Origin of the sequence: Pseudoalteromonas lipolytica, assembly GCF_900116435.1 — a bacterium.
Taxonomy (GTDB): domain Bacteria; phylum Pseudomonadota; class Gammaproteobacteria; order Enterobacterales; family Alteromonadaceae; genus Pseudoalteromonas; species Pseudoalteromonas lipolytica.
Window position 1 is genome coordinate 195,613 of record NZ_FPAZ01000005.1, and the last position, 12,054, is coordinate 207,666.

Annotated in this window: 8 protein-coding genes; 5 read left to right on the forward strand and 3 right to left on the reverse strand. The window is 42.8% G+C overall.

Going from position 1 to position 12,054, the window contains the following annotated elements; genetic code table 11:
- Positions 1-83 precede the first annotated feature (83 nt).
- Positions 84-3,887 (reverse strand): bifunctional proline dehydrogenase/L-glutamate gamma-semialdehyde dehydrogenase PutA, encoded by a 3,804-nt coding sequence (gene putA / locus BM378_RS06770; protein ID WP_036970837.1) that lies wholly within the window; start codon positions 3,885-3,887, stop codon positions 84-86.
- Positions 3,888-4,053: 166 nt separating this feature from the next.
- On the opposite strand from putA, the gene BM378_RS06775 reads away from it, so the two are divergent.
- Positions 4,054-4,536 carry a winged helix-turn-helix transcriptional regulator gene (locus tag BM378_RS06775; protein WP_036970835.1) on the forward strand — a complete coding sequence of 161 codons (483 nt, stop codon included), beginning with the start codon at positions 4,054-4,056 and terminating at the stop codon, positions 4,534-4,536.
- A 110-nt stretch (positions 4,537-4,646) separates the two neighbouring features.
- On the opposite strand, the gene BM378_RS06780 is transcribed toward BM378_RS06775, so the two are convergent.
- The gene (locus tag BM378_RS06780; RefSeq protein ID WP_036970833.1) at positions 4,647-5,246 is read right to left on the reverse strand and encodes a TIGR04211 family SH3 domain-containing protein; all 600 of its coding nucleotides are present in this window, start codon (positions 5,244-5,246) and stop codon (positions 4,647-4,649) included.
- A 213-nt stretch (positions 5,247-5,459) separates the two neighbouring features.
- On the opposite strand from BM378_RS06780, the gene BM378_RS06785 reads away from it, so the two are divergent.
- The 3 genes from BM378_RS06785 (at position 5,460) to BM378_RS06795 (ending at position 8,105) form a co-directional block, all read left to right on the forward strand.
- Positions 5,460-6,980 (forward strand): CYTH and CHAD domain-containing protein, encoded by a 1,521-nt coding sequence (locus BM378_RS06785; protein ID WP_036970831.1) that lies wholly within the window; start codon positions 5,460-5,462, stop codon positions 6,978-6,980.
- Positions 6,946-7,632 carry an START domain-containing protein gene (locus tag BM378_RS06790; protein ID WP_051501826.1) on the forward strand — a complete coding sequence of 229 codons (687 nt, stop codon included), beginning with the start codon at positions 6,946-6,948 and terminating at the stop codon, positions 7,630-7,632. The genes BM378_RS06785 and BM378_RS06790 overlap by 35 nt, the downstream gene beginning before the upstream one ends.
- Positions 7,633-7,700: 68 nt before the next feature.
- Positions 7,701-8,105 (forward strand): diacylglycerol kinase, encoded by a 405-nt coding sequence (locus BM378_RS06795; protein WP_036970830.1) that lies wholly within the window; start codon positions 7,701-7,703, stop codon positions 8,103-8,105.
- Positions 8,106-8,386: 281 nt separating this feature from the next.
- On the opposite strand, the gene metK is transcribed toward BM378_RS06795, so the two are convergent.
- Positions 8,387-9,538 carry a methionine adenosyltransferase gene (gene metK / locus BM378_RS06800; RefSeq protein ID WP_036970829.1) on the reverse strand — a complete coding sequence of 384 codons (1,152 nt, stop codon included), beginning with the start codon at positions 9,536-9,538 and terminating at the stop codon, positions 8,387-8,389.
- A 267-nt stretch (positions 9,539-9,805) separates the two neighbouring features.
- Between metK and tkt the strand changes: the two genes are divergently transcribed.
- Positions 9,806-11,797 (forward strand): transketolase, encoded by a 1,992-nt coding sequence (gene tkt / locus BM378_RS06805; RefSeq protein WP_074988865.1) that lies wholly within the window; start codon positions 9,806-9,808, stop codon positions 11,795-11,797.
- Positions 11,798-12,054 lie beyond the last annotated feature (257 nt).

The following is a 12,054-nucleotide window of genomic DNA, read 5'->3' on the forward strand; positions in this document are numbered from 1 at the left end:
TATCTGGGTATAAAAAAGCCCCTGTTAGGTACAGGGGCTTTTAGATTTTATAACAGCAAAGTTAGTTAACTTTTATGCGCTGTTTACTCATCATCTTCAACAAGCGTCATCAGTGATGTATTACCACCTGACGCTGTTGTATCGATACTGATTGTTTTTTCAGTCAGTAAGCGCTTGATTAGCGTATCGTAGTACTCAGAGCTAATCACTGGCAGAATCGCCCCTTTACGTTGTGCTAACTGTTGGCTGAAATAGCCTAAACGTGATGAGCGAGCTGCTACAACCGCACCGGCAAGGTGAGGGTGTGCCAAGATAGCTTGTAACTGGTTAGGCTTAGCAACTTGGAATACACCTTCGGCGATACCTGTTGAAATAAACTTGTCTTTGAAAGCAACCGCTTCTTCGTAGAACAGTTCAGATGCAACGGTGATGACAGTATTACCCGCAGCAAGTGCTGTGATAATTGAAATCGCCCAGAAGTTAAATGAAGTACTCTTATCGGCATAACACACAACACAACCACGAGGCTCAAGGTGAAGCGTATTAGATTCACCTGTTGGTCCAGGTAATACAGTGTGTTTACGCATGTGCTTTTCAAGGCGGTTAAGCTGCGCACGTGCATCGGCTAATGTTAATGCTAAGTCATCAGCAAGCTCGTCGATAATTTCGACAGTAGCGACTTTTGCTAACAACTGACGTACCGCAGAAACGCGGTCGTTTAACGGTGTTGCACGCCAGATTTTTTCATCGCGTAATGAGTTTTCCATTAGCTTAGCAACTTGCTCAGCCGCACCTGAATAATGGTGAGTGTCTAGCTCATCAGGTGATAGGTTCGTCATTTGTACGTTATCAGGTGACGCTTTTTCTTTCACAAGACGTTGTAAGTAGTTAGGACCACCTGCTTTAGGGCCAGTACCTGAAAGGCCACGACCACCAAATGGTTGCACACCAACAATTGCACCAATCATGTTACGGTTTACGTACACATTACCTGCACGAGACATTTTTGCTAAGTATTCACAACGCTCTTCAATACGTGAGTGAATACCCATTGTTAGACCGAAGCCTGTGCCATTGATTTGATCAATCACATTATCAAGCTCTGAGCCTTTGAAACGAATAATGTGCACACATGGACCAAATACTTCGCGTTTAAGTACTGAAAGGTCTTTAATTTCATATAAACGCGGTGCGAAGAAATAAGCGCCATTTTCGTTGTTATCAGGAATAGCACACTCGTAATGAAGTGTTGCATTACCTTTTAAGTATTCAACGTGTTCGTTTAAGTTTTTCAGTGCTTTTTCGTCAATTACAGGACCAATGTCAGTCGAAAGTAATGAAGGGTCGCCAACATGAAGCTCTTTTAATGCGCCTTTGATCATCTCAATGATGCCATCAGCAATATCTTCTTGTAAGAATAAAACACGTAATGCAGAACAACGTTGACCTGCACTTTGGAAGCCAGAGCTGATCACATCATCAACAACTTGCTCAGGAAGCGCTGTTGAGTCAACGATCATACAGTTTTGACCACCTGTTTCTGCAATTAACGGCACTTGAATGTCGTTACGTGCAGCCAGTGTTTGCGAGATGATTGTGCCTGTTTCAGTTGAACCTGTGAACATCACAGCTTGAATACGCTCATCAGGTACAATTGTCTTACCTACTTCGCTACCACGTGCAATAACAGGTTGTACAACATGCTCAGGTAAGCCAACAGATAACATAAGGTCAATTGTACGAAGCGCAATTAAACTTGTTTGCTCAGCTGGTTTTGCAATCACCGTGTTACCCGTTACGATAGCAGCAGCAACTTGGCCTAAGAAGATAGCAAGCGGGAAGTTCCATGGGCTGATACATAAGATCACGCCACGCGCTTCAAAACGCTCATCTTCAGATAACTCTTCAGCACGAGCAGCGTAATAACGGCAGAAATCAACGGCTTCACGCACTTCATCAATGCCATCTTGCGCCACTTTACCCGCTTCTTTAATACAAAGAGCGACGAGTTCATCGTGGTGACGCTCTAAAATATCAGCGATGCGGCGAAGTAAGTTAGCGCGTTCTTTAACCGGTGTTTGTGACCATGATTCAAACGCTTTTTCAGCATTTTCAAGAAGCGCAGTCATCTCGTCAGATGATTGTAGTTTCACATGACCAATGATTTCTTTGTGGTTCGCAGGGTTTTTAACTGCAATTGAACCTTCTGGTACATCATTTAACTCAATGCGATTTTCTGCAAACCAGGTGTCTAGGTTTTCTTTAAATGGTGTAATGGCATTGATGTCAGTTAAATCCATGCCTTTTGAGTTCGCTCGCTCGTCACCGTATAAATCGATAGGCATCTTGATTTGCGTGTTGTACTTATTACGCAGCCCTTGCAGTGTTTCAACTGGGTCAGGTAACAGTGCTTCAACTGGTTGAGTGGTATCAACAATCGCGTTAACAAACGATGAGTTAGCGCCGTTTTCTAATAAACGACGTACTAAGTATGCAAGTAAGTCTTCATGCTGACCTACGGGTGCGTATACACGACACTGAATTTTTTCTTGTTCAACGATTTGGTCGAACAGTGATTCACCCATACCGTGTAAACGTTGGAATTCGAAGCCTTCGTGATCGCCTTTTGCAACTTCTAAAATCGTCGCTGCTGTATAAGCATTGTGTGTTGCAAATTGCGGATACAGAACATCGCGTGCTTCAAGCAGTTTAATCGCACAGGCTTTGTATGATACGTCGGTAGTCGCTTTACGGGTAAATACAGGGTAGTGATCTAAACCATCTTGTTGTGTGGTTTTGATTTCGGTATCCCAGTATGCGCCTTTTACAAGACGAACCATTAATTTGCGGCCAACACGGCGTGCAAGGTCTGCAACCCACTCAACAACGAAAATAGCGCGTTTTTGGTAGGCTTGAACTGCTAAACCGAAACCTTGCCAGTTACCCAATTCTTCATCACTGAATACCGCTTCGATAATATCTAAAGAGATATCTAAACGGTCAGCTTCTTCAGCATCAACCGTAAAGCCGATATCGTAGCTTTTAGCTGCAAGTGCAAGTTCTTTTAGTTTTGGTACGATTTCAGCCATAACACGTTCACGATGCGTGAACTCGTAACGTGGATGAATCGCAGAAATTTTCACTGAAATACCCGGGCTCTTTATTGGACCGCGACCATTTGCAGCTTTACCAATTGCATGAATGGCTGTCATGTAGCTTTGGAAATAACGCTCAGCATCTTTCATGGTGCGCGCGCCTTCACCTAGCATATCGTATGAGTATACGTAGCCTTTTTGTTCTTTATCAGCAGCACGTTCAATTGCTTCGTCAATGGTACGACCCATTACGAACTGCTTACCCATGATCTTCATCGCGAAGTTCACAGATTTACGAATAACCGGTTCACCTAAACGACCAATGGTTTTCTTAAGCACACCAAATTGTTGCTCTTTAGATTTGTCGCTGTAGTTAACCATTTTACCCGTTACTAACAGACCCCAAGATGAGGCGTTTACGAATAAAGAGTCACTGCTACCTAAATGCGAACTCCAATCACCCTTGGCAAGCTTGTCACGGATAAGCGAGTCTTGCGTTGCCTTATCTGGAACACGTAGTAATGCTTCTGCTAAACACATTAAAACAACGCCTTCTTCACTCGATAGTGAGAATTCGTTTAACAGTGCATCGACACCGCTTTGACCATCTTGGTCGCGACGGATATTTAAAACCATTTGACGAGCACGTTCCCACGCTCGGCTACGGGCTTTAACGCCTACTTCAGCCAAAGGCAAAATGTGATCGATAACCGCATTTTCATCTATACGGTAAAAGTCGCGGATCTTTTGTCTAATTGGACATTCAGTTGTCAAATCGCCATTAAATAGCATATGTAACCCTCTGGTATGTGGAGTCTAGAAATAAACTAAAAGTATTTCTTACCATTGATATAATCCGTGCATTCTAATTAAAATCCAGCAGAATATGCTGGTTATATTTTTCGATTTACGATAATTTACAGGGCATACCGTTAACTTAGCCGCATAAAATTCTGTTATGACTAACCCGAATAGATTACGCATGTTAGATCGTATCGATTTAGCAATTTTAGACGCTCTGCAAAAAAATGGCAGAATATCGAACGTAAACCTGGCAAAACAGGTCAATTTGAGTCCGAGTCCATGCCTTGACCGTGTTAAGCGCTTAGAGCAAGAGGGCTACATTGAGGGGTATTATGCAAAGTTAAGCGAAGCCAAGCTTAATCAAAGTTTGTTGGCTCATGTGCAAGTGTCGTTAGTGACCTCAAATACCTCAGTGTTTAAAGTGTTCAGAGAATATATTTTAAATATTCCACAAGTGGTCGAGTGCGACATGGTGGCAGGCGGATACGATTACCTATTAAAAGTGCGAGTCTCTGATATGGACGAATATCGCCAAGTTTTGGGTGATTTGGTTGATATTCCCGGTGTTGGTACGCACCACACCTATATGGTGATCGAAAAGATAAAACAAGATAGCGGTTTAAGATTCGATATCTAAACAAAAAAAGCACCAAACGGTGCTTTTTTTATGAAGATTTTTTGCTGGGTTATACCCACTCGCTTAATCAATCCCTAAAAATGATTAACTATTATTGCGGGTTGCTATTATTACGCCCAACCATCATAACGTTTTCGGCGTGAAAGCATAATCGTTAAAATAATACCAAGTAATAAACCAATAAATGCAATAGCACCGCCGTATGTTAATAGTTGGCGTTTTTCTTTGGCACTGGCTAATTGTTTCACGTTGCGCTCAGATTCTATGGTACTTTTTAGTTTTTCAATTTGTTCGCTTAGCGCTTGGTTTTGCTCAGTGAGGGTTCTGTTTTGTTCTTGTAATTGCGGTAGTTCAATTTCTGCTTGGCGTAATTGCTCTTGCATCAAGGTCATGTCGTTATTCAGAGCTTGAAATTGCTGATGGATACCGGCGTTTTCGCTGATAAACTTCGTTTCTACCCAGCCTTCGCGGTCTTTGTCGTCGCGAATTTTAAAATAACCATTATCTTCTTCTGATAACAAGGTAATTTGAGTACCTGCATCAACTGACCCCAAAATACGGTAGTTTTTACTCGGGCCTGAATGCATAAAGGTATAGAGGTTGTCGACTATGTATGCGGTGTTTCCGTTGTCGCTTGTAGGCGCTTCTTCTGCATAGCTAATGAAAGTGGCGGCTGATAAGAGCAGCCCAAAAATACACTGTTTTAACATCAATCTACCTTGTTAATGTAACCTTGCCCAAAAATGGTCAAATTTTTAAATACGTAATGTATAGAGATAGTAGGGATTTCAACTATTAATAGCAAGGCTGATATTGTAATCCAAGACAGGGTTTGAGGGTAAAAATCAGGAAAAAGTTTGCATTAAGTAGCTGCTTTGTTTATTTTGAGCACTTATTTATTTTAAATGTACTCCGCAAAACGAATGGATACTGAGATAGAACTGAAGTTTTTGGTGTCAGATGCCGTTGTTCCACTGATCCCCGCATTAATTACTCAATTTGCAAAAACCGTTACAAATAAACCGTCACGCAGCTTACAAAATGCTTACTATGATACGCCAAGTCGTGAGTTACGCGCACTGGATATTGGTTTGCGTACCCGCTGCTGTGATAACCAGTGCGAGCAAACGATTAAACTCGCTGGCGAAGTTGTAGGTGGATTACATCAACGCCCAGAATATAACTTACCTTTAGAGGGTGGTCGCCCAGATTTAATGGCTTTTGATGCCACAATTTGGCCGCATGGCATGCAAGTTAATGCGATTGCTGACAACCTGTATCCTATTTTTAGTACTAACTTTATTCGTCGCACGTGGTTAATCGAAACCAACAGTGGAGCTAAAATTGAGGTTGTACTTGATAAAGGTGAAATTGCAGCGTCAGGTAAAGTTGAGCTGATCTCTGAGCTTGAAGTGGAATTAATTGAAGGCAGTCGCCACGAGTTATTTGCCCTTGCAGATAAACTGGTTAGCGAATGTAATGTGCGTCTTGGGCTATATTCGAAAGCTGCACGAGGTTATGGCTTAGCTGATAACACCCCACTAAAAGCAAGTAAATCGATTGGGTTTGTGCCTCTTAAAAAAGAGGCCACACAAGAACAAGCTTTGGTCGCAGGGATAAATTACGCGATTCGCTTTGTACAAAAGCATGAAGCCTGTTACTTCATCAAGCCGAGCTTAAAAACCTTAAAACGAGTCACAGATGGCATTCGATTAATTCGCCACACCTTTTGGCTGTTCGATGATATTGTTAGTAAGGATGATACAGAGTCATTACGTACTGAGTTAAAGTGGTTGCTGAGTGAGTTGGCGTGGGTTGAAAACGCCATTCAGTTAAAAACCTATACCTCAAAACGTCACGCCTATTATAAAAAAATTAATAGCGCACCAGAGCTAACTCAAGTGATTAACGACCTAAAAGAGCTTCAGCCGAGTATTGACGATGTAAAAGCGTTATTTCACAGCACCCGTTACAACCGTTTGCTGTTGCAATTGACCACCTGGTTGATTGAAAAGCAATGGCGTAAGTCGTGGGGGCAGGCAGAGTTCCAAGCTGCAGAAAAACCAGTAGCAGATATAGCCAAGCGTTTATTTGCAAAAGATTGGCACGATATGCATGAGCTTATTCCTGAACAACAAGCACTGAGTGATAAAGACTATTTATCGTTGCGTACTCGTCTAGAAAACTCTCTGTTAAGTGGTAACTGTTTGGGGGCATTATTCAATAAAGACGACAGAAGCGAGTTTCGTATTCCTTGGTTAGATATTTCGCATGGTATTTACGAGCTCAGTACTCTTGAGTATTTAAAGCAGTTGTGTGCAGGACAAGACGATCAGGAATTAGCAAAGATTCAAACGTGGCTTGAGCAAAAGTCAGAATTTTTAGTGAGCGCCATGGAACAAAGTCGTCATGCCTCATTCAATACTGATCCCTACTGGTTATAAATTTGTGAATCGTTGGCTATTCATTGGGTTAGCGTGGTTTAGTTGTTCAACTGTCGCGACCCCAATAGAATGGCATACTTACAAGCAGCAAGAAGGTATAAAGGTCACGTATCAAAAACATGACAGTGGCATTATCGAAATTAATGCATCTGTGGTTGTTGAAGATACCAAGGCAGATGACTTTATGGCCTTACTTAGCGATACCGACAACGCGCCAAATTGGCTCGAAAATGTTCAAAGTGTAACCTTAATAGAGCGGCTTAGCCCCGCAGAGACGCTCGTTTATACGCGCTTTAACTCGCCTTGGCCGGTTTCTGATCGTGATTTAGTGAGCTACTCTTGCTATCACACCTTAAGCGATAATAAAACCGAGCTTAAAATTACCAGCCAGCCCTACGTTAAACCTTTGGTAAAAGGGGTGGTGCGTATTAAAGAGCTCGCCGCTTATTGGCGCTTAGAGCAACAGCAAAATAACTTATTGATTACTCACCAAGCGTATGCAGACCCAAGCGGTGCTATTCCGCATTGGTTAAGTAATAAAGTATCTTTAAAAAGTGTGTTTAAGTCATTACAAGCATTGCGTGAACAGCTAAAAAAGAATGCGTTTTCACGGACAAATCCCCCAAGTGTGCCAGGAAAGTGCTTATCTTAGTAAAGCGAAGATGACATTTTAGGTATTTATGAATATTATCTGCGAAGTTTATTCGTACTAGGAACAGCATGAAAGAACCCAAAATCCCCTTGGTCAATAAACCCAACGGCATTGGTATTGGACGTATTTTAAAAGCCACAAGGTGCTCAATTAAAGGTTTTAAGGCCGCATTTAAAGAAGAGTCAGCTTTTCGCTCAGAAATTTATTTAGGGGTGTGTTTATTACCGTTATCGGTTTTTCTGGCGCAGTCACTGACTCATTGGCTCGTGTTGTTTATTCCGTATTTATTACTGTTGATTGTTGAACTACTCAATTCGGCCATCGAAGCGCTGACTGACAGAGTGGGGATTGAATATCATGTACTGTCTGGGCGCGCAAAGGATATGGCCTCGGCAGCGGTGACCTTGTCATTGGTTATTTTAGCGCTGGTTTGGCTGGTGGCGATGTATGAAAAGATAATGACGTTACTGTAATTAATACCAATCGCAATAATACTTAATCATTTTGAGTGATGAAACCAGTCGCTATCTGCGTTAATAATATCTGATTTACGACTGCATGGATGCAGGAGGTAGAGCAATGCAGGAGCAATTGCAGAGAACAACTAAATAACTAAATTTTTGCCTTGTTATCAACGCGGTTTTATTGCCTTAAAGTAGATCCCTTAATTAAGCGCAATGGTATAAAAATTTAGAGTAAAAAATTAAACACAAAAAAAGCGCCAAAATGGCGCTTTTTCAGTCTGTATACCCTATTACAGGCCAGCAGCTGCGCGAAGTGCGTCTGCTTTGTCTGTACGCTCCCAAGGGAACTCTTCACGACCGAAGTGACCATAAGCGGCAGTCGGTTGATAGATAGGACGCTCAAGATCAAGCATTTGGATTAAGCCGTAAGGACGTAGGTCGAAGTGCTCACGCACTAATTCGATTAGACGTGCTTCTTCTAATTTACCTGTACCAAATGTCTCGATGCTGATAGATGTTGGCTCTGCAACACCGATAGCGTAAGAAACTTGAAGTTCACACTTGTCAGCAAGACCCGCAGCAACCATGTTTTTAGCAACGTAACGTGCCGCGTATGCAGCGCTACGGTCAACTTTTGATGGATCTTTACCAGAGAAAGCACCACCACCGTGACGCGCCATACCACCGTATGTATCAACGATGATTTTACGGCCAGTCAGACCACAGTCACCCATTGGACCACCGATAACGAAACGGCCAGTTGGGTTGATGAAGAATTTCGTTGCGCTAGAGATAAGCTCTGCTGGAAGAACCGGCTTAATGATGGTTTCCATTACCGCTTCTACTAGGTCGTTTTGTGAGATTGAATCACAGTGTTGCGTTGAAAGAACAACAGCATCAATACCTACCGGCTTACCATTTTCATATGCAAATGTTACTTGTGATTTTGCATCTGGGCGTAACCAGTTAAGCTCACCGCTTTTACGAACTTGCGCTTGACGCTGAACTAAACGGTGTGAATACGTGATTGGTGCAGGCATTAAAACGTCTGTTTCGTTACATGCATAACCAAACATTAAACCTTGGTCACCCGCGCCTTGGTCTTCTGGACGTGCACGGTCAACACCTTGGTTGATGTCTGGAGATTGTTTACCGATAGTGTTTAGGATTGCGCACGAGTCAGCATCAAAACCCATGTCTGAATGCGTGTAACCGATTTCACGTACAGTTTTACGTGTAATTTCTTCGATATCAACCCACGCGCTAGTAGTGATTTCACCACCCACCATAACCATACCAGTTTTAACGTAAGTCTCACATGCAACACGGGCATGAGAATCTTGCTCTAAGATAGCATCTAGAACCGCGTCAGAGATTTGGTCCGCGATTTTATCCGGATGACCTTCAGATACAGATTCAGAAGTAAATAAATGTTTTGCCATTGTATTTCTGCTCACAAATATTGCGCTTCACTAACGTCGGTAATAGCGCTAAAAAATTAAGGGGCGTATTTTATCTAAAACAATTATGTTTGCATAGTTATTTTACGCCTAGACGTCTATTTTAAATTACTAATAACATTTCGTTCTTAATAAACAGTGGTAATAGACCCATTTAATACGGATTTTTAATTGCACTGCACCCATACAATAAGTAAGAATGGGGCTTAACAAACAACCAGCGCAAATACATTAAAGGTAGGAGAATTCATGCCATCTCGCAAAGAACTTGCAAATGCTATTCGCGTCTTATCAATGGACGCAGTACAACAGGCCAACTCTGGCCACCCTGGAGCCCCTATGGGCATGGCAGATATCGCAGAAGTACTATGGCGCGATTATCTAAAGCACAACCCGACGAACCCAGAGTGGGCAGACCGTGATCGCTTTATTCTTTCAAATGGCCACGGTTCGATGCTGATTTATTCTCTACTACATTTAAGTGGTTACGACTTACCACTTGAAGAAATTAAAAACTTCCGTCAAATGCATTCAAAAACACCAGGGCATCCAGAGTATGGCTATGCACCAGGTATTGAGACCACTACGGGCCCATTAGGCCAAGGGATCACAAATGCGGTAGGTATGGCAATTGCTGAAAAAGCGCTTGCTGCTCAATTTAACCGTGAAGGCCACGACATCGTTGATCACTTTACCTACGCGTTTATGGGTGATGGCTGTTTAATGGAAGGTATCTCTCACGAAGCCTGTTCATTAGCGGGCACATTAGGCCTGGGTAAACTTGTTGCGTTTTGGGATGACAATGGCATCTCTATCGACGGTGAAGTAGAAGGTTGGTTCAGCGACGACACACCTGCACGCTTTAAAGCATATGGCTGGCACGTGGTGAGTGATGTTGATGGTCACAACCCAGAGGCCATCCGCGCAGCAATCGAAGAAGCACGTAGCATTACCGACAAGCCATCATTAATTTGTTGTAAAACAGTGATTGGTTACGGTTCACCTAATAAGTCGGGTAGTCATGACTGTCATGGTGCTCCACTTGGTCATGATGAGATCAAAGCGGCACGTGAGTTCTTAGGCTGGACAGGCGAAGCATTTGAAATCCCCGCTGATATCTACAGCGAATGGGACGCAAAAGAAAAGGGCCAACAGCTTGAATCAAACTGGGACGAAAAGTTTGCGGCATACGCAAATGCACACCCAGAGCTAGCAGCAGAATTTAAGCGTCGTACAAATGGCGAATTGCCAGCAGATTGGGCTGAAAAGTCACAAGCGTACATCGAAGAGCTGCAAGCAAACCCTGCAAACCCTGCAACACGTAAAGCTTCACAAAATGCACTGAATGCATTTGGTCCATTATTACCAGAGTTTATGGGCGGCTCAGCTGACCTTGCTGGTTCAAATTTAACAATTTGGGATGGTTCAAAAGGCGTAACAGCAGACGACGCAAGCGGTAACTACATCTACTACGGTGTCCGTGAGTTTGGTATGTCGGCAATGATGAATGGTATTGCACTGCACAAAGGCTTTATTCCTTACGGCGCAACATTCTTAATGTTTATGGAATACGCGCGTAATGCGGTACGCATGGCTGCATTAATGAAGCAACCAAGCATTTTTGTATACACGCACGATTCAATTGGTCTGGGTGAAGATGGCCCTACGCACCAACCAGTAGAGCAAATTGCAAGCATGCGTTTAACGCCTAATCTTGTTAACTGGCGTCCGTGTGACCAAGTTGAGTCTGCAATTGCATGGCAACAAGCGATTGAGCGTAAAGATGGCCCAACGTCATTGATCTTCACACGTCAAGGTCTTGAGCAACAAACGCGTACTGCACAACAGTTAAGCGATGTGAAAAAAGGTGGTTACGTACTGAGTTGCGATGGTGAGCCTGAGCTTATCCTTATTGCAACGGGCTCAGAAGTACAGCTTGCACAAGACGCCGCTGCAGAGCTTCGTTCACAAGGCAAAAAAGTACGTGTGGTTTCTATGCCTTCAACTGACTTGTTTGATGAGCAAGACGCAGCCTACAAAGAAAGCGTATTACCAGCAAGCGTAACACGCCGCGTAGCTATCGAAGCGGGCATTGCAGACTACTGGTACAAATACGTAGGCCTAAATGGCGCAGTAGTAGGTATGACGACATTTGGTGAGTCAGCACCTGCTGGTGAGTTATTCAAGCACTTTGGTTTCACGGTTGAAAACATCGTAAACAAAGCAAACGCTTTGTTCTAAGCTTTAGTCGCTAAAATTTAAAAGCCCGCGCGGTCTTAGCACTGCGCGGGCTTTTTTATGGATTTTTGCTGCCAGTCAAAAGATTCGATACGTACCCGACAGATCAGCAATAATTATCACTGCTACTTGGGTACTTTATACCGTAGGGGCGTTTTTAGTGTTTTGGTGAACACATAGGCACTCTATTTGTTTTTTTAATTGCTCAGTTTATAAAAGATAATAAAAAAATCAGCTCACATATAGAGGTTAATTGAATA